The 21555-nt window shown below is 40.4% G+C and carries 23 protein-coding genes and 1 tRNA gene; 7 read left to right on the forward strand and 17 right to left on the reverse strand.

The features are described 5' to 3' along the window. Positions 1–7: 7 nt before the first annotated feature. From ACQZ43_RS00170 to ACQZ43_RS00200, 7 genes are all read right to left on the reverse strand, one after another. A complete protein-coding gene (locus tag ACQZ43_RS00170; RefSeq protein WP_430613785.1) occupies positions 8–457 on the reverse strand; it encodes a FixH family protein in 450 nt (149 codons plus the stop codon). 262 nt (positions 458–719) lie between these two features. Continuing rightward, positions 720–2138 carry a cytochrome c oxidase accessory protein CcoG gene (ccoG, locus tag ACQZ43_RS00175; RefSeq protein ID WP_430613787.1) on the reverse strand — a complete coding sequence of 473 codons (1419 nt, stop codon included), beginning with the start codon at positions 2136–2138 and terminating at the stop codon, positions 720–722. Between the two features lie 74 nt (positions 2139–2212). Further along, complete coding sequence (locus ACQZ43_RS00180; protein WP_430613788.1) at positions 2213–3169, reverse strand: cbb3-type cytochrome c oxidase N-terminal domain-containing protein; 957 nt, start codon at positions 3167–3169, stop codon at positions 2213–2215. Positions 3170–3171: 2 nt separating this feature from the next. Then, positions 3172–3372, reverse strand: coding sequence for a cbb3-type cytochrome oxidase subunit 3 (locus tag ACQZ43_RS00185; protein WP_430613789.1), 201 nt, complete (start codon positions 3370–3372; stop codon positions 3172–3174). A 6-nt stretch (positions 3373–3378) separates the two neighbouring features. Further along, complete coding sequence (gene ccoN, locus ACQZ43_RS00190) at positions 3379–5565, reverse strand: cytochrome-c oxidase, cbb3-type subunit I (RefSeq protein WP_430613790.1); 2187 nt, start codon at positions 5563–5565, stop codon at positions 3379–3381. A gap of 6 nt (positions 5566–5571) precedes the next feature. Beyond that, positions 5572–5766: a cbb3-type cytochrome oxidase assembly protein CcoS gene (gene ccoS / locus ACQZ43_RS00195; protein WP_430613791.1), complete on the reverse strand. Its 195-nt coding sequence runs from the start codon at positions 5764–5766 to the stop codon at positions 5572–5574. Between the two features lie 85 nt (positions 5767–5851). Continuing rightward, the gene (locus tag ACQZ43_RS00200) at positions 5852–8233 is read right to left on the reverse strand and encodes a heavy metal translocating P-type ATPase (RefSeq protein WP_430613792.1); all 2382 of its coding nucleotides are present in this window, start codon (positions 8231–8233) and stop codon (positions 5852–5854) included. A gap of 111 nt (positions 8234–8344) precedes the next feature. Between ACQZ43_RS00200 and ACQZ43_RS00205 the strand changes: the two genes are divergently transcribed. The 4 genes from ACQZ43_RS00205 (at position 8345) to ACQZ43_RS00220 (ending at position 11760) form a co-directional block, all read left to right on the forward strand. After that, positions 8345–9028 (forward strand): Crp/Fnr family transcriptional regulator, encoded by a 684-nt coding sequence (locus tag ACQZ43_RS00205; RefSeq protein WP_430613793.1) that lies wholly within the window; start codon positions 8345–8347, stop codon positions 9026–9028. Between the two features lie 79 nt (positions 9029–9107). Next, positions 9108–10118, forward strand: a complete 1011-nt coding sequence (locus tag ACQZ43_RS00210) for a DHH family phosphoesterase (RefSeq protein ID WP_430613794.1) — start codon at positions 9108–9110, stop codon at positions 10116–10118. A gap of 3 nt (positions 10119–10121) precedes the next feature. Next, positions 10122–10667, forward strand: coding sequence for a gliding motility-associated peptidyl-prolyl isomerase GldI (gene gldI, locus ACQZ43_RS00215; protein WP_430613795.1), 546 nt, complete (start codon positions 10122–10124; stop codon positions 10665–10667). Between the two features lie 10 nt (positions 10668–10677). Beyond that, on the forward strand, positions 10678–11760 hold the full coding sequence (locus tag ACQZ43_RS00220; protein WP_430613796.1) for a peptidylprolyl isomerase: 1083 nt from the start codon (positions 10678–10680) through the stop codon (positions 11758–11760). A gap of 409 nt (positions 11761–12169) precedes the next feature. On the opposite strand, the gene ACQZ43_RS00225 is transcribed toward ACQZ43_RS00220, so the two are convergent. The 6 genes from ACQZ43_RS00225 to ACQZ43_RS00250 form a co-directional block, all read right to left on the reverse strand. Next, entirely contained in the window at positions 12170–12394 is a 225-nt protein-coding gene (locus tag ACQZ43_RS00225) for a hypothetical protein (protein WP_430613797.1), read from the reverse strand. Positions 12395–12692: 298 nt separating this feature from the next. After that, positions 12693–16058: a preprotein translocase subunit SecA gene (secA, locus tag ACQZ43_RS00230; protein WP_430613798.1), complete on the reverse strand. Its 3366-nt coding sequence runs from the start codon at positions 16056–16058 to the stop codon at positions 12693–12695. An 85-nt stretch (positions 16059–16143) separates the two neighbouring features. Next, a complete protein-coding gene (locus tag ACQZ43_RS00235) occupies positions 16144–16365 on the reverse strand; it encodes a DUF2795 domain-containing protein (RefSeq protein WP_002986941.1) in 222 nt (73 codons plus the stop codon). A gap of 135 nt (positions 16366–16500) precedes the next feature. Next, positions 16501–17079 carry a cob(I)yrinic acid a,c-diamide adenosyltransferase gene (locus ACQZ43_RS00240; RefSeq protein ID WP_430613799.1) on the reverse strand — a complete coding sequence of 193 codons (579 nt, stop codon included), beginning with the start codon at positions 17077–17079 and terminating at the stop codon, positions 16501–16503. 21 nt (positions 17080–17100) lie between these two features. Next, on the reverse strand, positions 17101–17790 hold the full coding sequence (locus ACQZ43_RS00245; RefSeq protein ID WP_430613801.1) for an ABC transporter ATP-binding protein: 690 nt from the start codon (positions 17788–17790) through the stop codon (positions 17101–17103). A 151-nt stretch (positions 17791–17941) separates the two neighbouring features. Continuing rightward, positions 17942–18463 carry a hypothetical protein gene (locus ACQZ43_RS00250; protein WP_430613802.1) on the reverse strand — a complete coding sequence of 174 codons (522 nt, stop codon included), beginning with the start codon at positions 18461–18463 and terminating at the stop codon, positions 17942–17944. 230 nt (positions 18464–18693) lie between these two features. Here ACQZ43_RS00250 and ACQZ43_RS00255 point away from each other — a divergent pair. Then, positions 18694–18767, forward strand: a tRNA-Arg gene (locus ACQZ43_RS00255). 16 nt (positions 18768–18783) lie between these two features. Here the strand turns inward: ACQZ43_RS00255 and ACQZ43_RS00260 are convergent. Beyond that, on the reverse strand, positions 18784–19047 hold the full coding sequence (locus ACQZ43_RS00260) for a hypothetical protein (protein ID WP_430613804.1): 264 nt from the start codon (positions 19045–19047) through the stop codon (positions 18784–18786). Between the two features lie 96 nt (positions 19048–19143). Between ACQZ43_RS00260 and ACQZ43_RS00265 the strand changes: the two genes are divergently transcribed. Together ACQZ43_RS00265 and ACQZ43_RS00270 are read left to right on the forward strand one after the other, a co-directional pair. Then, positions 19144–19875 carry a hypothetical protein gene (locus ACQZ43_RS00265; protein WP_430613805.1) on the forward strand — a complete coding sequence of 244 codons (732 nt, stop codon included), beginning with the start codon at positions 19144–19146 and terminating at the stop codon, positions 19873–19875. A gap of 40 nt (positions 19876–19915) precedes the next feature. Next, positions 19916–20128 (forward strand): hypothetical protein, encoded by a 213-nt coding sequence (locus ACQZ43_RS00270; protein ID WP_430613806.1) that lies wholly within the window; start codon positions 19916–19918, stop codon positions 20126–20128. 130 nt (positions 20129–20258) lie between these two features. Here ACQZ43_RS00270 and ACQZ43_RS00275 read toward each other — a convergent pair whose 3' ends face one another. The 3 genes from ACQZ43_RS00275 to ACQZ43_RS00285 all read right to left on the reverse strand — a co-directional run bounded on the left by ACQZ43_RS00275 (position 20259) and on the right by ACQZ43_RS00285 (position 21400). Then, positions 20259–20624 carry a hypothetical protein gene (locus tag ACQZ43_RS00275; protein ID WP_430613808.1) on the reverse strand — a complete coding sequence of 122 codons (366 nt, stop codon included), beginning with the start codon at positions 20622–20624 and terminating at the stop codon, positions 20259–20261. A gap of 130 nt (positions 20625–20754) precedes the next feature. Continuing rightward, the gene (locus tag ACQZ43_RS00280) at positions 20755–21165 is read right to left on the reverse strand and encodes a type II toxin-antitoxin system HicB family antitoxin (RefSeq protein ID WP_430613810.1); all 411 of its coding nucleotides are present in this window, start codon (positions 21163–21165) and stop codon (positions 20755–20757) included. Between the two features lie 40 nt (positions 21166–21205). Next, positions 21206–21400, reverse strand: a complete 195-nt coding sequence (locus tag ACQZ43_RS00285; protein WP_430613812.1) for a type II toxin-antitoxin system HicA family toxin — start codon at positions 21398–21400, stop codon at positions 21206–21208. Positions 21401–21555: the final 155 nt, after the last annotated feature.

Genomic DNA, 21555 nt, shown 5'->3' on the forward strand with positions numbered 1-21555 from the left:
CATGTATTTACTTTAAATTAAGGTATTCCGTATATCTATATCCCTTGTTTTTGTATTCCCAGTCTACGGTTATATTCCAGCGACCGTCTACCAGATCTTTGTTAGGTATGAGCAAATTTGAAGAAGATAATGAAATTGGGATTTCAAAATCTAATTTCTGATTAGACGGTCTGTAAAGGAATATAGTCCCTGTAATATCTTTATAGTCAAATTCGTCCGAAAACACAATCAAAACGCCTTCTGGGGCAAGTTCAAATTGCACGGCACTTTTCATGTTATTCGAATTGAGCTCTCTGTTGTACTCTCCATCTACCTCCACCTCTTCTTGATAGTAATTTTCCGTCACTAACTCGTTATCATAGGCAGAGTTGGTTTGTACTTTAATCACGTATTGCAAGATAAAAATCATGAACGATACGATAGCGATAACGATTCCGGTTCCCCAATTAAATTTCATAACTCTATTTTTTATTGTTAATCAACGTTTGCAAACAGCTTCCAAATCCCTTCGCAATGGTTTTACCTCCGCTTAGAGACCGCCATACAAACGCCGGTTTTTTATGTGTAACGATTAGCGCTCCGATTTATCGGTGTACCAAGTGTTTTCGACTCTGGCACATTGCAGCCTAACCTCTTTTATATTTGCCCCTTTAAATACGGTTAGCCGTAGTTATAGGACTCTAGCGCTTGGTCGACAACTGTAGCGTTGCGACTGTCGCTTAATTAAAATTTCTTGGACCTAAGAAATTCGTAGTGGTGGTTTCGACCAACTCATCGCCATCGTAAACCTCAATTTTCACATTGGTCTTATAGCTATCGAGAAAGGCCGGATTGATTTCCACAAACAAAGTACCCTGAGCATATTCACCTTTTTCAATTTTTAAAACCGGATTCCCCACCACAATCACCTTTCCTTCGGGATGTACGATCTTAAAGTGGATTTTCTCAAAATCCTTAGCGGTTTTATTGACAATTTTAAAGGTATAAACGTTGCTGATGTTCTCGCCTTTGTGTTCAAAGGTTTGTCCGGGCAATCTCAAAATGGTGGCCTCTACGTCGTTTCTCAAAAACAACAGTCCGCATAACAAACCGATTAAGATAAACAGCACGGCTGTATACCCTTTCATTCTCGGAGTAAACTTGAACTTGGCTTTTTTGACAATTTCATCTTCAGACGCATATCGAATCAATCCCTTAGGCAAGTCGATGCTCTCCATAATGTGGTCGCACTCATCTATACAAGCGGTACAATTCACACATTCCAGTTGGGTACCGTTTCGAATATCGATACCGGTAGGACATACGTTGACACATTGCTTACAATCGATACAATCACCGATTCCCAATTCCTCGCGATCTTGATCTTTTCGATATCGGGCTCTTCCCTGTGTTCGCTCACCGCGCACGTGGTCATAGGCTACAATAATCGATTTATTGTCTAACAAAACCCCTTGTAGTCGTCCGTACGGACAAGCGATTATACACACTTGCTCTCTAAACCAAGCGAATACAAAATAGAAGACTCCGGTAAAAATAAGCAGCGCAATTAAGGTGCTCCAATTGTTTGCCGGTCCTTCTTTGACCATCGCTAAAACCGAGTCACTTCCAATTATATAAGACAAAAACACGTTTGCGATTAGAAAAGAAATGATAAAATAAATAAACCATTTGAGCATTCGTTTTCTAATTTTCTCTCCGTTCCATTTTTGTTTTGCCAATCGAATTTGAGCGCCACGGTCTCCGTCAATCCAGTAGTCAATTCTCCTAAAGACCATTTCCATAAAAATGGTTTGCGGGCAAATCCATCCACAAAAAATACGTCCAAAAGCCACGGTAAAGAGGGTGACAAAAACCACCCCAACAATCATGGATATCACCACCAGGTAAAAATCCTGTGGCCAGAATGTAAAGCCAAAAATATTAAACTTTCGGTCAATGACATTTAAAAGCACAAACTGATTCCCATTGATTTTTATAAACGGGAAAGTGGCCAACATCGCTAATAATACATAGCTGACAATCTTTCTCTGATCGTAAAATTTCCCAGAGGGTTTCTTCGGGAACATCCAAACTCTCTTACCTTCTTCACTAATTGTACCAATGGTATCTCTAAAACTTTCATCAGGTAATTTCGCCATAACAACTCCAGATTTAAATCGACACAAGCCAAGAGTATAGACTCTCAGCTCATATCGAATAATAATACATTCATTTATTCAACGGTAGACGCTGCAGCGGGTACGGAATCTGTAGCTGTTTCTACAGCTCCATTTTCCGCGGGTACTGCTTCTTCCGTATCCACCCAAATCTCTCCTTCTGCTTCTTTAGCATCTGGTGGATTCGTGCCTTGTAGTGTTAATACGTAGCTGGAAATCTTGGCGATATCCGACGGTTTAATACTGACTTTCCAAGCCACCATTCCCTTACCATCACGACCACCTTCCATAACGGTGTTAAATACGTTTTTAATTCCACCGCCTAAGATCCAATGCTCGTCGGTTAGGTTTGGTCCAATTCCCCCTCCACCGTCTGCGCGGTGACACACCACACAATTGACGTCAAAGAGTCTTTTTCCCTCTGCCAAGTCCGCAGGATCATCCAAGAATACCACTTGATCTGCCGTGAGCAAATCCGGTGCTGTTTTCTTGTATTCCTCAATGGCCAGTTCTGCAGCAATCATTTCCTTTTCGAATTCTGCCGCCTGGTTATCTCCCTCAAATATGTGGAATCTGGCCATGTAAACTACGGCAAAAATGATTGTGGCATAAAACAAATACACCCACCATGGCGGCAATTCGTTGTCCAACTCTTTAATACCGTCGTAATCGTGATCTAACAATAGCGTTCCCTCTTCTTCAATGCCCTTGGAACGCGTTAGTTTTTTCATGACTCTTTTATAGAACTCAGACTCTGTAAAAGGCAAGTTGTCCAAGCGCTCTTTTTCCAGTCTTTCCTCTTCTGTCATCAATCGCGTCATGACCTTATCCGTTGCAGAAGCAACGATTTCAACGGCAATTAAAGCAAATAAGAATAAAAACAAAAGCACTAATACTACCGGATATTCCATAAAAGCGGGTTGCTCGCCCGAATCGATTCCGTATTCTAAAGCCAAGAAAAACAAGGCGAAGAGCACAGGAACTCTTACGTATACAGGAAAATACTTTTTCATGACTATTTATTTTTTGATATATTATTTATTTCTAATTCCTCTTCAAAAGGAAGATGGCTGATCTCTTCTATTTTGTCTTTTTTATAGGTGTATACCCATACGAGTAATCCGGCAAAAAAAACAAAGAAAATCACTAAAGCTACTATTGGATAAATTTCAATCCCTGAAATCGTGTCCATATTGTGTTTGATAAACTTTAACATAGTCGATTATTTTTCAGCGGTTTTTACTTTAATATCCGTACCTAAACGTTGCAAGTAAGCAATCAAAGCTGTAATCTCACGCTCGCTCATCGGAACGAATTCTTCGCCTCTTAGCGCAGCGGTTTTCTTGCTCTCTTCATAACTCTTCACAAAATCAGGGTCGTTTTCTAGATTTTTCTCGATTTGCTCTGCCTGAGCCTTCATGTGAACTCTCGCATTTGCAATCTCTTCATCCGTATACGGCACACCCAATTTAACCATCACTCGCATTTTGGTTTCTATATCGGAATGATCCATTTGCTTGTTGGCAAACATCCATTTGTACGCCGGCATAATCGAATTTGGCGAGGTACTCTGTGGGTCATACATGTGGTTAAAATGCCAGTTGTCTGAATATTTACCACCGATACGCATTAAATCCGGTCCAGTTCTTCGCGAACCAAATAAGAACGGGTGATCATATACATACTCTCCAGATTTCGAATACTCTCCATAACGCTCTACTTCGGAACGGAACGGTCGAATTTGTTGGGAGTGACATCCCACACATCCTTCTCGGATATACAAATCCCTACCTTGAAGTTCTAATGGAGAATACGGTTTCACACTGGATATGGTCGGAATATTCGATTTCACCACGATGGTCGGTACAATTTGAACAATACCACCGATTAAAATAACGATCGTAGCCAATAGCGTTAACTGAATTGGTTTTCTCTCTAGCCAGCTGTGGAAGCCTTCTGCGCCAATTCTCTTTGGCGAAATTCTAGCCAATGCTGGTGCTTCTGCCAATTCGTCTACAATGCTTTCCCCTTTGCGAACCGTTCTGTAGATGTTGTAAACCAAGGTCAACAAACCAATCAGATATAAGGTTCCTCCGATAGCTCTCATCCAATACATCGGCATAATAGCCGTTACCGTTTCCAAGAAGTTCCCGTATTTCAACGTTCCATCTGGATTAAAGTCTTTCCACATTAAGTGTTGGTTAAAACCGGCTACATATAAAGGTATCGTATAAAGAATAATTCCTAAAGTACCAATCCAAAAGTGGAAGTTGGCCAATGTTTTAGAGTATAGCGTTGTTTTGGTCATTCTAGGAATCAACCAATACACCATTCCAAAAGTCATAAATCCATTCCAAGCCAAGGCACCTACGTGAACGTGAGCTACGATCCAGTCGGTAAAGTGGGCAATGGCGTTCACGTTTTTCAGAGACAACATCGGTCCTTCAAAAGTGGCCATCCCATAACCCGTAATCGCTACGACGAAAAACTTCAATACCGGTTCTTCTCTTACTTTATCCCAAGCTCCACGAAGGGTTAACAAACCGTTAATCATACCTCCCCAAGAAGGAGCGATCAACATCACGGAGAACACCACCCCCAGGTTCTGTGCCCATTCTGGCAAAGCCGAGTACAACAAGTGATGGGGACCTGCCCAGATATATAAGAAAATTAAAGACCAGAAGTGAATAATGGATAAACGGTACGAATAAATTGGTCTATTCGCTGCTTTGGGCAAGTAATAATACATGAGCCCCAAAAAAGGTGTCGTTAAGATAAAAGCAACCGCATTGTGCCCATACCACCACTGTACGAGAGCATCTTGAACTCCAGCATATACAGAATATGATTTTAAGATATGAACGGGCCACTCCAAACTATTAAAGACATGCAGTACCGTTACCGTCACGAAGGTAGCGATGTAAAACCAGATGGCCACATAGAGATGACGCTCTCTTCTTCGCAAGATTGTCATAATCATATTGATACCGAAAACCACCCAAGTAATGGCGATTAAAATATCGATAGGCCACTCTAATTCTGCGTATTCTTTAGAAGAGGTAAATCCCAATGGCAAGGTAATAACCGCACAGATAATAACGGTTTGCCACCCCCAAAAGTGAATTTTACTCAGTACATCACTGTACATACGAGCCTTGAGTAATCGCTGCAAAGAATAATAGATTCCGCCAAAAATAGCGTTACCCACAAACGCAAAAATTACTGCATTGGTGTGTAAAGGTCTCAATCGTCCGTAGCTCAACCAGGGGATCCCATCGGTTAAGTTTGGAAACAAAAACATTACAGCCAAGAGCAATCCCACTAACATTCCTATTGCTCCAAATAAAATTGAAGCATACAGAAAATTCTTTACAATTTTGTTGTCATAATAAAATTGTTGCACTTCCATAGTTATTTATATTTGATTTTCATTATTTTTCACAGTACTCGACTCTTTTTTTTTCGACTTGAGTTCATCGTCGAAGAGCATGCGGACAGAAGGGGTATAATCGTCATCAAACTGTCCATTTCGAACAGATTTAATAAACAAGTACAAGAAGACAGCTGCAACAAAAATACTGATGCAGATTAATATATACATAACACCCATACCTTTATAATTTACATCAAAATTAACGTATCTAGTAGAAATAAAATATGACATTTATCACATTTACCCGCTAATTTATTGCTTTTTAATTTTTTTTCCGAGAATAATAATTACTCATAATCGTGACGAAGCTGATCATCGAAGCCGTGCTGATCGGCATTAAAATGGCCGCTACCAAAGGCGACAAATGATTGCTTACCGCAAACGACAATCCGATTACATTGTAGGTCAAAGCCAACACATAACTCATCTTAATCGTCTTAACAGCGTTTTTGGAATATTTTAAAAAATAGTTAATTTTCTCAAATTGCGAAGCGTCCAAAATCGCGTCGCTGGCAGGGGTAAACACATTGACGTTTTCAGCTATAGACACCCCGACATTACTCTGTGCCAGGGCTCCAGCGTCATTCAATCCGTCTCCCACCATCATCACGTTGTTTCCCCCTTGCTGCAATTCGTTGATATAGGCGAGTTTTTGCTCGGGTTTTTGATTAAAAACCAAGTTGGTCGTCGGTGGCAATACGTTTTTCAAGTATTCCTGCTCCCCTTCGTTATCGCCAGACAGCACGTGCAATCCATATCCCTTGTCGGCCAAGTCGGAAAACAGTTTTTCCAATCCGGATCGGTATTGATTTTCAAAGACAAACCGCCCTTTATCGAAACCGCCAATTTGGATGTAAACCACGGTTTCTTCGTTTTCGACGGCCGGCGCTGTACCCAAAAATTTAGCAGAGCCAATTTTATAGACCAGTCCGTCAACAACAGCTTGTAGCCCCGCCCCTGTTTTTTCTTCAAAATCACGTACAGCCGTCGCCACGCCTTGCGGCAAAAAGCTGTAGAGCCTTCTGCTCAACGGGTGATTGGATCCTCTAATAATATTTTTTATGGCACTTTTTTCCGCCTCGGTCAGCGCTGTGCCTTCATAGCGGATTTGCGAGGCGATTTGCGTGGTAAGCGTACCGGTTTTGTCGAAAACCAAGGTATCTACTTTGGCCATTTGCTCCACAACGGTTACGTTTTTTAAATAGAACTTCTTACGCCCCATAATTCGAATAACGTTGCCCAACGTAAAAGGCGCTGTCAACGCTAAAGCGCAGGGACAAGCGACAATGAGTATGGCTGTAAACACGTTAAACGCGGCATTTAAATCGATAAAAGCCCAATATATAAAAGCGATGATAGACAAGGCAATCAGCGCTGGGGTGAAGTAATGACTGATTTGATCGGTAATGGTTCTATACTTGATATCGACCTTTTTCTGAAAGACATCGTTGCTCCACAATTGCGTTAAATAACTTTGAGAAACGGAATTTACCACTTCGATTTCAACGAGTTCACCCACCTGCTTACCGCCGGCAAAAAGCTTGTCTCCAGACTTTTTCTCAACGGGAACGGCTTCTCCTGTCACGAAGCTGTAGTCGATAAAAGCCCGTTCGGAAATCAATATACCGTCTACAGGCAGCAGTTCTTGATTGCGTATCAACAGGCGATCACCGCGTTGCACTTCGTAAATCTGCACAGCCGTTTCGGTTTTATCGCTGTGAAGTTTGGTTACCGCTATGGGGAAATACGATTTATAGTCCCTTTCAAAAGACAGAAAGTTATAGGTGCGCTGTTGAAACAATTTGCCCAGCAGCATAAAGAACACCAAGGCACACATGCTGTCCAAGAACCCCTGTCCGTGGCCGAACACTATATCGACTAAACTGCGCAAAAACATGACGATGATACCCAGAGCCATCGGAATGTCGATGGTATACATCTTGGAGCGAATGCCCTTCCAAGCGGCGATATAATAGCCCGAAGCGGAATAAAAGAAAACCGGCAACGAAAGCAGTAGAATTAACCAGCGAAAAAATTCGCGATACTCGTTAATCCAATAATCGTCAATGTTAAAATATTCAGGAAAAGACAACATCATCACGTTTCCAAAACTAAAAAAGGCAATTCCGATTTTATAGACCAAACTGCGGTCTACTCCTTGCTTTTTTACGTCAAAATTCTCTAAACTGATATAGGGACTATAGCCAATTTTGCTGAGTAATCCAGCGATTTCGCGCAGGGAAATTTCAGCGGTATTAAAGGTAATACTGACTTTTTTAATGGGAAAATTAACCGTAGAGCGGATGATACCCGAGTTTAACTTCTGTAGGTTTTCGAGTATCCAAATACACGAACTACAGTGAATATGAGGAATATACAGCGTAACCACCGCTATATTGTCGTCTTCGAAATCCAATAATTTACTGCGAATGTCGGAATTGTCCAAGAAGTCGTACTTAGCAGTCGTCAATTCCGGAGTGGCTCCCGGTGCGGACTGAAAATCGTAATAACTCCCCAAATCATTTTCGCTAAAAATCTCGTAAACGGTTTTACACCCTTTACAACAGAACGCTTTCTCATCAAAGAGAACGCGATTAAATTTAGTTACCTCATTCCCACAGTGATAACATTTTAACTCCCCCATTTTTGCTCATTTTTACCTTTGACAAATTTCCTTTTAATAGCATAAACATACTATGACATTTATCATAAAATTCATTATATTTGTATTTGAGCAAACAAAAAATAAAGTGATATGGGGAAGTGTGAACAATGTATCGTACGAGAATTTAGTTCCTTAAAAGCTTTAACTAGAGAAGAACTCTTAACCATCTCTGATTCAAAAAGTTCTGTCGAAGTTAAAAAGGGCGAAATTCTATTTAATGAAGGTGAAAATTTAAATGGTGTTTATTGCGTTAAAGAAGGCGTTTGCAAATTGACCAAACTCAATTCAAATGGTAAGGATACGATTTTAAAATTGGTGACTCAAGGAGAATTACTCGGACAGCGTTCGATGATCAATGAAGAAGCTTCCAATCTCAGTGCTGTAGCATTAGAGGATATGAGGGTGTGTTTTATACCCAAGAGCGAAGTGATGAAGCATTTTTCCGACAACAACAAATTCTCTCTTTTAATCACTAAAGACATCTGCAACCACCTCAAGGATGCGGATCAGGTTTTGGTCAACCACACGCATAAAACGGTCAAAGAGCGCTTGGCCATAGTGTTGTTGGGACTGCATGAATTGGCAGGGGTGGATTCGAGCAACGGCTCCTTAAACATCCAACTCTCCCGTGAAGACCTGGCCAATATGGTTGGTACGGCTACAGAGAGCTGCATTCGCTTGCTGTCGGAGTTTAGGAAAGAAGGGTTTATCGAACTTTCGGGTAAAAAAATCGTCATCAAAAAATTTGATCAACTCAAAAATCTAGCGGAATAATTCCTTTTTAAATACGAATTTCATCTTAAAAAGCGGCACCCTTTATCTTTTAAATGATAAAAAAATGTATTTTCGCAGTATGATGAATCAAAGTGATATAAAGGAAGTAAAAGCTTTAATTTCTTCCACAAAAAAGATAAGCATAATCCCACACCGCAATCCCGATGGAGATGCCATGGGATCCACACTGGGCTTGTACCACGTTTTAAAACAGTTAGGACACGATGTGCAGGTGGTTTCGCCCAATGCATTTCCCGATTTCTTGGCTTGGATGCCCGGTTCCGATCAGGTGATTGTCTTTGAGGAAAACAAGAAGAAAGCCACGGAATGCCTACAGCAATCCGATATCATATTTACCTTAGATTTCAATGTATTATCCAGAACCGGAGACGCTATGACGCCCGTTTTGGAAAGCTTGACACCTATATATATAATGGTAGACCATCACCAGATGCCTGCCTCTTATGCCTCCTATACATTTTCTGATACCGCTTACGGCTCTACTTGCGAATTGCTCTATATGCTCTTGCAAGAACTCGAGCTCGATTCGCTGATTCACGAAGATGCGGCGCGCTGTATCTATACGGGAATAGTAACGGACTCCGGTTCCTTTAGATTTCCCAAGACCACCGCTCAAACACACCGCGTAGTCGCAGCTTTGCTCGACAAGGGCATCGACAATCCCGAAATTCACAATGCGCTGTTCAACAACAGCAGCTACCACCGCCTGCAACTCTTGGGATGTGCCTTGCAAAACATGGTAGTTCTTCCCGAACACCGCGCCTCTTACCTCTACTTAACAGAAAGTCAATTGAATCAATTTCACCATAAAAAAGGCGATACCGAAGGTTTTGTCAACTACGGTTTGTCTATAGACGGCATTGACTTCACGGCTTTTTTTACAGAAAACAAAGAAGAGGGCATCATCAAAATATCATTCCGCTCCCAGGGTAATGTCGACGTGAATGAATTTGCACGCACTCATTTTGAAGGCGGAGGACACATCAATGCCGCAGGGGGAAAATCCCTTTTATCCCTAGCCGACACCATAAAAAAATTCACACAAATCATAGCCCAATCAAAACCGTAAATCATGAAAAAAAGCGCTTTATGTATTTTATTGTTGAGTCTATGCCTACTGACGAGTTGTAAGGAATCCGAACCGCGCAAGGCCGTTGCACAAAGCAGCGATTCGCCGGCACTTTCCTCTATCGAACGAAACAAAGAACAAAACAAGGCAGAAGAACTTCTCTTAAAGGAGTATATGTCTCAGGACAGTCTCAAACATTATATTTCGTCCAATCAAGGATTTTGGTATATTTACGAGCATCAAAACGTACGCGATTCCATCCGTCCCAAAAAAGGGGACTTGGTCGAATACAGTTATGAAGTGGCCGATTTAGCGGGTAACGTCCTGTATTCCAAAGCGGACATCGGTGTAAAGAGCTATTTAGTCGATCAGGAAGACCTCTTAATAGGCTTGCGACAAGGACTAAAATTGATGAAAAAGAAAGAAGAAATCACCTTTGTATTTCCCTCGCACTTGGCCTACGGCTATAGCGGCGATCAAGATAAAATTGGCATTAACCAACCGCTCGTATACCGCGTTCAATTGATAGATATACAAAATGAAAAATAAAAACCATAAAATGAAAAAAATGACTACTTTATTTCTAAGCTTAATCGCTGTAATCTCAGCCTGCAGCTCGCCTAAAGAGCAGTATGGAGACGGTTTATACGCCGATATCCAAACCAGTAAAGGCCAAATTGTAATTCAATTGGAGTACGAAAAGGCACCGATGACCGTTGCGAATTTCGTTTCCCTAGCAGAAGGGACGAATCCGTACGTAGACAAACAATACAAGGGCAAGCCCTATTATGACGGACTCACTTTTCACCGAGTAGTCAATGACTTTATGATTCAAGGGGGCGATCCCAAAGGCGATGGTCAAGGGGGCCCCGGCTATATTTTTAAAGACGAATTTGTCGACGGTTTGGTACACGACAAAGCGGGAATCCTATCTATGGCCAATAGCGGACCAACAACCAATGGCAGCCAGTTCTTTATCACACACAGAGCAACCCCACACTTAGACGGCGTACATACGGTATTTGGACATACCGTAAAGGGTCTTGACGTAATCAATGCCATCCAACAAGGCGATAAAATTGAAAAAATCACCATCGTCCGAGAAGGTAAGGAAGCTAAAAAATTTAATGCAGCCAAAGAATTCAAAAAATACTTTGAAGAAGAAGCCAAAGCACAACAGGACAAAAAAGAAAACCTAGAAAAAGCGCAAAAGAAATACGCCGCACTTTTTACAGAGCTACAATCCAAAGCGACTAAAACCGATTCGGGGCTATCGTATGTAATTACTGAAAAAGGCAAAGGTCCTAAGCCTGTACACGGACAAGATGTTTTTATACACTATGCCGGATTCTTTGAAGACGGAAGATTGTTTGACAGCAGTCACGAGGAATTATCCAAGGAGTTTAACATCTTCAACCCGAGAAGAGCAGCGGCGAAACAATACATTCCGATTCCCTTTAAATTTGGCAATAAACAAGGTCTAATACCCGGGTTTATAGAAGGTTTGGAGCAAATGAATTTTGGAGATACCGCAATCATCTTTATCCCGGCACATCTGGGCTATGGCGAACGCGGCATGGGTATGATACCGCCGAATACCAATTTGGTGTTTGAATTGCAACTACTGGAAACTCAGAACTAATATCTAAAAGCGCTTTAAAGCGCTTTTTTTTATGCGCTTTCATCTGTAGCCCCAGTTCCCTTACCAACCAATACAGAAACAATCGCTACGCGAGGCATTTAACAGCCTCTACTCCCCTTTATCCCAGGTGACCAACAAAGCTCCAACCCAAGGCCTTAACAGCCGCAAATCGAAGCAAAAAACCACCGACTCTCCTTGAATGCCCTATTATAATCTGGCTTGAGTTACACTGATTCCTCCTTGTTCAATTTCTTGAACTAATTGGAGTTTGAAACTAAGCGCGCAATCTTTCTGAGTACACTTTACATAAGGATTGTTTATAAAGATCATTTTTTGTGTATCGCTATTTCAGGGCGGGACATTCTATAATAAACCTGTCTGTCTATCCCGGACAAATAGCAGGTAAACCCTATTGTTGTTTGTTCTTTTTGTCTAAAATGTTCGATTGTTCGGGTGGGCAATTTTTTCGTATATCAATTTTGAATTCTTGTTCTGCAAGATCTATCATCATATCAAATAGTATAACTTTTTTATCTGCAACATAAGCTTGCCTTTCCAGTTGTGCTTTCTGTTTTTCTAATAATTTAACCTGAGCTTCGAGTTCCATTATTTTTTGTTCTGGGGTCTTTGCCATATTAAATAGGATTTGGTTATTCCAATCAAAGTTACCATATTTTTGTAAGCATCTGCGTACGGTAGAGTCGCTTTGAATACCACATTTTAATTTGGCTTGAGTTAAACAAATTCCTCCTTGTTCAATTTCTTAAACTCATTGGAGTTTAAAACTAAGCGTATAATCTTTATGAGTACGCTTTACCTAAGGATTGTTTATAAAGACCAGTTTTTGTGTATCGCTATTTCAGGGCGGGACACTTAACGAAAAAAGGGGATTGCCCGCTTGGACAATCCCCTTTTTATATCGTCAAATCGACTTATTCTTCAACAAGCACCCATTCGCCTGAATTCAACAAAGCCTCGGCTTTTTTGTATTTCATGGTTTCCACTTGACCGGTAGCCACCTGTCTCAAAGTCACGCTGTCGTTTCTATTGATTTTCGGCGCATCTCTTACAATGGTTTCCTGAACAGGTTGTTGGTGCTGTACGGTTTCTCCCGCTTGATTCTGACGCACTTTTTCTACGGTCTCCTCAATGTTCAATACCTCTTCTTTAGACAGCTGAAAGTTTTCCGCTTTTTTCACTTCCTTAGGAGCCTCTTGTACCGGTGGGTTTTGCACGGGTAAATCGCCTTTCATCAAAAATGAAATCGCCTCTTGATTGATGTCTCCTAGGGTTTTCTTAAACAAGTTGAAGGCTTCAAATTTATAGATGAGCAAGGGATCTTTTTGTTCGTGAACAGCCAACTGAACCGACTGCTTTAACTCGTCCATTTTTCTCAAATGCTTTTTCCAAGCCTCATCCACTATAGATAGCGTAATGTTCTTTTCAAAATCATTCAACAAACTCATCCCTTCTGAATTATAGGCTTTCTCCAAATCTGTTACCACATTTAGATTTTTAATTCCATCGGTAAAAGGCACTACGATACGCTCAAACTGACCTTGGTTGTTTTCGTACACATTCTTAATTACTTTATAGGCCTCTGCCGCACTGCGCACAGATTTCTCTCCATAACTTTCAAATACGAATTCGTATAATTTATTGGTCAATTCCCCTTCGGACATTTTTCGGAACTCTTCTTCCGTAAAAGGAGAACCCGTTCCAAAATAGCGAATCAATTCAAATTCAAAATTCTTATAATCTCCAGAGCCCTTACTCGTCACCACCACGTTTTCACAGAAGTCGTACATCATATTGGCAATATCGACTTTTAAGCGCTCTCCGAATAAAGCGTGTCTTCTTCTCTTGTAAACCACTTCTCTTTGTGCATTCATCACGTCGTCATATTCCAAAAGACGCTTACGAATACCAAAGTTGTTTTCCTCTACTTTTTTCTGTGCTCTTTCAATGGATTTGGTCATCATGGAGTGCTGAATAACTTCGCCCTCTTTCAATCCCATTCTATCCATGACTTTAGCCACGCGTTCCGAACCGAACAAGCGCATTAAGTTGTCTTCCAGAGAAACGTAAAACTGTGAGCTTCCCGGATCTCCTTGACGACCTGCACGACCTCTTAACTGACGGTCAACACGACGCGAGTCATGACGCTCGGTACCGATAATGGCCAAACCTCCTGCTTCTTTAACTTCTTTTGAAAGCTTGATATCCGTTCCACGACCCGCCATATTCGTTGCAATAGTCACAACTCCAGCTTTTCCAGCTTCCTCAACGATTTGCGCCTCTTGCTTGTGCATTTTGGCGTTCAATACATTATGGGTAATACCTCTCATCTTCAAGGAGCGGCTCAATAATTCTGAGATCTCTACGGAGGTTGTACCGATCAAAACCGGTCTACCCGCTTCAGACAAGGCTACCACATCGTCGATTACCGCTTTAAATTTTTCACGTACCGTACGGAAAATCAAATCTTCCTTATCAACACGAGATATGCCGCGATTCGTTGGAATCTCGATAACGTCTAATTTGTATATTTGTAAAAACTCTCCCGCTTCCGTCGTTGCCGTACCGGTCATTCCCGAAAGTTTTTTGTACATTCTAAAGTAGTTTTGCAAAGTTACCGTTGCAAAAGTTTGAGTAGCAGCCTCGATTTTTACGTTTTCCTTGGCTTCAATCGCCTGGTGTAAGCCGTCGGAATAACGACGTCCATCCATAATACGACCGGTTTGCTCGTCGACGATTAAAATTTTGTTTTCGATAACCACGTATTCCGTATCCTTTTCGAATAAGGTATAAGCTTTTAACAATTGACTCAGGGTGTGAATGCGCTCACTCTTGACACCAAAATCTTGAAACAAGCGCTCTTTGTGCTCCGCTTCATCGTCTTTGGACAAGTTCATCTTTTCGATACGCGCCATTTCCATTCCGATATCCGGCAAAACGAAGAAGGTTTCGTCGGTATCTTGAGAGAGGAATTTGATCCCGTTATCGGTTAATTCAACCTGGTTGTTTTTTTCTTCAATCACAAAATACAAGGCGTCATCCACTTTGTGCATATCGCGATTGTTATCTGCCATATATTGATTTTCGGTTTTCTGAAGGATTTGCTTAACCCCTTCTTCACTCAAAAACTTGATTAAGGCTTTGTTTCTAGGCAAACTGCGGTAAGCTCTCAACAATTGAAATCCACCGTCTTTTGTATTTCCCTCGCGAATTAATTTCTTGGCTTCAGTCAAAAATCCGTTGGCCAATTTGCGTTGCAATTCAACCAAATTGTGAATTTTCGGCTTTAACTCATTAAATTCGTGACGATCCCCTTCAGGTACCGGACCGGAGATGATCAAAGGCGTTCTCGCATCGTCAATCAATACCGAATCGACCTCATCGACTATGGCATAATTGTGCTTTCTCTGTACGAGTTCTTCTGGGGTATGCGCCATATTATCTCTCAAATAATCGAAACCAAATTCGTTATTCGTTCCGTAAGTAATATCGGCCATATAAGCCTTACGCCTTCCGGTAGAGTTGGGCTGATGCAAATCGATACAATCTACAGACATCCCGTGGAATTCAAATAGCGGTGCTTTCCAAGCGCTATCTCGTTTGGCCAAATAATCGTTGACCGTTACCAAATGCACCCCGTTTCCGGTTAAGGCATTGAGGTAAAGCGGTAAGGTAGCCACTAAGGTTTTTCCCTCACCCGTTTGCATCTCGGCAATTTTACCTTGGTGCAACACCACTCCACCGATCAACTGTACGTCGTAGTGAATCATGTCCCAAGTAACATCTTTACCCGCAGCAGACCAAGTATTTGCCCAGTATGCCTTATCGCCATCGATGGTGATATACGGTTTTTCAGCAGCAAATTCTCTGTCTTTTTCAGAAGCAGTCACCTCAACGGTGTCATTTTCTTTAAAACGACGGGCGGTTTCTTTGACCACGGCAAAAGCCTCTGGCAAAATTTCCATCAATGTTTTTTCGGTTAGCGTATACGCCTCTTTTTCCAAAGCATCGATAGAAGAGTAAATCGTTTCTCTTTTGTCAATGTCGTTGGTCTTTTCAATTTCTTCTTTGTACGAAGCAATTTTCGCGTCTTTTTCCGCTTTAGACTGTTGAATTCTTTCTTTAAAATAGAAAGTCTTGGCGCGAAGTTCGTCGTTGGACAAGCCCGATAGCGAGCCTTCGTAAGATCGAATTTTATCAATCAAAGGCTGTATTTCCTTGATATCTCTTTGTGATTTATCACCTACAAAAGCCTTTAATATGGTGTTTATGAGATTCATAAATTAGGTATTTATTATATTATATTGTTTTGTAAACAAATTTAAATAAAAAAAAAGCCTCTGCTGAGACTTTTTCTATTATTATTTAGTATTCATCCTCGTTCCAAAGATAGTCTTCGTCCGTAGGATAATCCGGCCATATCTCTTCCATTGACTCATAGATCTCTCCTTCGTCTTCGATGGATTGAAGGTTTTCAACCACCTCCAGTGGAGCCCCTGTTCTAATTGCATAATCAATAAGTTCATCCTTCGTGGCTGGCCACGGAGCATCGCTTAAATAGGATGCTAATTCTAAAGTCCAATACATCTTATATCGATTTAAGTTTTTTGCAAAAATAATTTTATTACTGAAATAATCAAGTCTTTTTTATATTTTTTATGATAAAGTTAAGAACATTTATTATTTCTACCGAGAAAAGCCTTATAAAAGCTCCGTGTTCAACTATTCTTTGTCTTGACGAGGAATCCATTTTACCTCCTTGGCGTGCAAGTCAAAAGTCAATTTTCGTGCCAGTACAAAGAGATAGTCAGAAAGTCGGTTCAAATACTTTAAAACAAATTCATCTGTCGGTTCTGAGTCGTTTAATTGTACTGACAGGCGTTCTGCCCTACGACAAACGCAGCGCGCGATATGACAGAATGACACCGTGGTATGTCCGCCCGGCAACACAAAATGGGTCATCTGCGGAAGAAAGGACTCCATCGTATCGATTTCCCGTTCTAAAAAAGCGATATCGCCTTCGGTAATCTTGGGAATATTCAACCGCTCCTTGCCATTTTTTAAAATGGCTTTCTCGGGATCCGTTGCCAATATGGCTCCGACGGTAAACAAACGGTCTTGAATTTCAATCAGCGCTTCCTGATACAGCACATTGATCTCTTGATCGCGTATAAGCCCTATATAGGAATTCAATTCATCTACCGTGCCGTAACTCTCGATGCGGATGTGGTGTTTAGGCACCCGTGTTCCTCCAAAAAGGGCTGTAGTACCCTTATCTCCTGTTTTCGTATAAACCTTCATAAAATCGCTTCTTTGCTTTATTTATTTAATTTTTGTGTCACTCTCCACTACCCCATCTCTCAACCGAATGATTCGATGGGCGTGTTCTGCTATGTCTTCCTCATGTGTTACCAAGATAACCGTATTGCCGTTGGAGTGGATTTCGTCAAACAATCCCATGATTTCTACCGAAGTCTTGGTGTCCAAGTTTCCCGTAGGCTCATCGGCCAAGATAATCGAAGGCTTATTGACCAAGGCACGCGCTATTGCTACCCGTTGCCTTTGTCCGCCCGACAACTGATTGGGCTGATGATCCATTCTGTCTGCCAAGCCCACCTGATTCAACACCTCTATCGCGCGCTGGTTGCGATCCTGCTTGGCGTATCCGGCATACACCATGGGCAAAGCCACATTGTCCAAGGCCGTCATCCTCGGCAATAGATTGAACGTTTGAAAGACAAAGCCAATTTCCTTATTTCGGATTTCTGCCAATTCATCGTCATTCATCTTACTGACATCCTTGTCGTTTAAAAAATACGTTCCCGACGAAGGCGTGTCCAAACACCCCAACAGATTCATCAAGGTCGACTTTCCCGAACCCGAAGGCCCCATCAAAGCAACGTACTCCCCTTTTTCAATCATCAAATCTATGCCTTTTAACACATAAACCGTTTCGCTTCCCAATGGAAAGTTTCGAGTGATGCCTTGAATGTTGATTATGGGATGTTTCATAAAGCGATACTTTTTGTGTTATAAAAATCAAGTCCTTCCGCCCTCTTTGTCTCCAATAGGGTAAGCCGTGTTGCACTACCTACGAGCGACTGCTCAAATAAACAAAAAAACTTTAACTATTAGTAGTATTAGCCGGTCAATTGTTACACGCTTAAGTCCGTATTGAAAAATGCTGCTTCAATTGCTCTTTGCGTACAAAGGCCAAACCGTAGTAATAAAAATCCATGGTAACCGTGGTTTTAGAACTTTGAACCAGTTGCCGCCACAGTTTGTCCAGTGCCGGCGTCAGTCGGCGCTTATCGACCAATACAAAAGCATCATTACCCAATATCAACACCGATTCCACCAGCTGAGCGGCCGTTAGCACACTGCTCTCATCGACGTAAATCATCTGCACCGAGGTAGTAGACTCCCGCATGGTTTCCACCGAAGGAAAGAATATAGAAACCGAACTGATGTCGTCTGGAACCGCTTTTGCCGATAACCAAGCGACCTTTTGCGGCTTGAAATACCCAAATACGCGCTGAACAAATCCCGCACTCCGGGGATTCGTATCCCAAACGGGGTTTTTAGCATACAGTCCCTGAGTAATCCAATTGAAGACAAAGGGCGAATGTATCCCGTGTTCGTTGGACGATTTCAACCAAAATTTAAAGTATTCTAAAGGTTTCATAGTGGGTTTTAAATTCAATAGAGCAAAAATACAGCTTTAAAAACACCCGCCTTAAATTGACAGAGAAAAAAAGTAAAAAAATATCGTTTTTTTACAGCTACACAACTCCTTGATTACAGCAAACTTATGACCTCAGCAAGCGATTTTGCTAGAAAAAAAATAAAAAAACTTGCCCTAGAGTTTGTAGTTGACGATTTTGTTTCTATATTTGCACTCGCAATAAGCAACAAGGCCTCGTGGCGCAACTGAATAGCGCACTTGATTACGGCTCAAGAGGTTACTGGTTTGAATCCAGTCGAGGTCACTGAGTTTTTTTACACTTACTTTATTATCAAGCCCTTACTTTGTAAGGGCTTTTTTTTTATCCTAACCAGGCCCCGGGATGCCTCACTGATACCATAGATTTTCTTTAAATCGTATAGCAGGTTGACAACATTGCCTTCGGTGGCTCCGATCAGGTTGTAATTCCTTAATAGATTGGAATTGATTCCTGCTGATTTTCGGAGCAACACAAAAGCTTCATCAAACTGATCTTCGCGCTTTTTGGGTAGCGCTTTTAAAAACCGTATTACTATATCGTTCATAACTCAAGAACTTTATCAGCTAAAGTTGCTTTTTGTCAGGAGATTTTATTGTGACATGGAAAATTAAAATACATTTGCCTACCAAATTACTACCTTATGAAATACTTTACTCTTATAATAGTAATCCTAATATTATTTACTGTTTTATGTATAGCTATAGATATTACAGCTGAAACCGAGACTCTAAGCTCCTACTGCAGAAGTATCGCCTGTGGTAATATGACGTTATTAATTACATTATTTGTTGTTGAAATTTATTTAAAGAAAATTCGAGAGAAAGCTGAAATCAATATTGCGAGAAAACGAAATGAAATACAAGTCTCTAATGCCATTAAAACACTAAATGTCGCATCCAATAATCTATTGATTTCATTAAAAGATTTAATGAGTGAAAATCATCCAGATTTCAAAGAAAACAGTATTGATCTTGAATACAGCAATCTACAATTTATGTATAGCCACTCAATGTTAGTAGGCTACGGTCTTTTAAATTCTAAAATAAAGAATTATAATTTACAATTTAAAGTTTTTCAACAAAGATTAAACCAAATCATAATTTTAATTGATTTTAGTCATCATAAAGAATTATATGATATTCTATTTGGATTATATTTATATAACGAAAATAACGGAAGAGTTATCGATACTTTTATTGAGAGCAAAGAAACAATTATAAAATCGGAAACAATCGAATTATTAAAAAAGCAAACTAATATTCCTGAGTCGGATGATTTTAGAATATTTCTAGGATTATCAGGAGTTCTTTTTAATCTTATAGAGTTTAATGCTTTAGAAATCAACAAAATTCGTTCATATAAATTAACATGAATCATAACCAATTCTTAGCAACATTTTATACATTTATACTATGTTCGTTACTAAACAAGACATATTAACCCTTAATGTTTTATCAACTACAGAAGTTTTTGTAGCTGTTGATAGCACTCCTGTTGCTTTTAAAAAAGATTTCCAAATGTTTTTCTTTGGAAAAACATTCATTAAAAAAGACAATACTCTTTTCGCATACCCTCACGACATTAAAAAATGGACCCGTTTTATGTTCAATAAATACAACGGATAACAAGTCATGCTTCCGGATTATCTTTTAAATTTCAATAACTCCGCTGCCGCGCGCAGCTAAACACATCCTTTTGATTTGAGAAAAACAACCCAATCTGCGGTTTTTACTGGCCTATTATTCCCATAATCGCTTAGCTTATAATTTCAACTTCGGCCGTTTTGACTGTGGTGCTAGTAAAGTCCTGTAAAACCTCGGTTTCGTCTCTATACGCCTTGGAGAAATTGAGCAAAGTATCTTTTTTAAATCCTAAATTCGTAAAGCATGCTTCCCGTTCTTGGTCGGTTAACGCAGCGACATCATCGATAAAAACAGCGAAATTATGTTGAAACGATTCGGTTGCTTCTTCGTGAGTATCTCCATATCCGCTAATCATTAGAGTTGGTGCAACTATACAAAAAAACGCTCCCTCACGACCTTCGACAACAACAAAGTGTAACTGTATTTTAGTTTCAGTTATGCGAATTGTTTCTTCAATGTTTTGCAAGGGCACACTCATAATCGGCAGTATTTAGGTAGTAACACGTTTATAATCAAATGTATTGTATAGGATAAATATACTGCGTTTTTTTAAAATAAAACGGTTAAAAGCAATTCAGGTTGCATTCAGATTTTAGAATCCGCTGTTGCTATAATAACTTTATCGCCATAAGCTCCTTACCCAGTTCGTGAAAACCTTTTTCAATTCGCTTAGCACGTTCTTCTGACATATAAATTTCTTTATTATTGGTGTAATTACGGAATAAGGACGGATTGATGTTAAAGCGCTTGGCTATAGCCGTTTTATTTAAAAATTCGATTTTTTCAAACAAAGTCGACAGCTCCAATTCATATTCCAATACATATCCTTCGGATAATTCTTTATAAACGTCCTTATTCAATTCCTCTGCCGTGTCGAAAGTCAGTTCAATAGCCTCGGTCATGTTGGTCTTTAACTCCTCCAACGTTGCTCCTGAAGCTGTAACTATTCCAGGAATGTTATCGGTGTATCCCCAGTACAATCCGTCATCTGCTCTTTCCACTTTTACTACAATTGCCATTTTACTATCTTATTTAAGTCCTTTTTACCGATATAGCTTATTAAGTTATACCGGCTTGTTTGAGTATTGCATAAAACAATCCTTTGGGTACATCCTTCCTGGGATGAGGCACAGTGATTAGACCTTCGAAATCACGGTGTTTAAAAACACGGTGACTCCCTTTAGTGCGATACAAAACCCAGCCCGCTTTTTCAAGTATTTTAATCCATGCTGTACTACTCTTCTCAGAAACCATTTTCCTATACTCCTATATAAATATATATCATATTTGACATATATCAAATATGATATATATTTATTCTGTCCTATACAATTCTTCTCGTACCGAATTTGCGCATCCAAAAGTCAATTCCCTGACAATATTTCCGTAATGTCCCTATTATCTTGTTG

Origin of the sequence: Flavobacterium sp. JP2137 (genome assembly GCF_050562195.1) — a bacterium.
In the GTDB taxonomy this organism is placed as follows: domain Bacteria; phylum Bacteroidota; class Bacteroidia; order Flavobacteriales; family Flavobacteriaceae; genus Flavobacterium.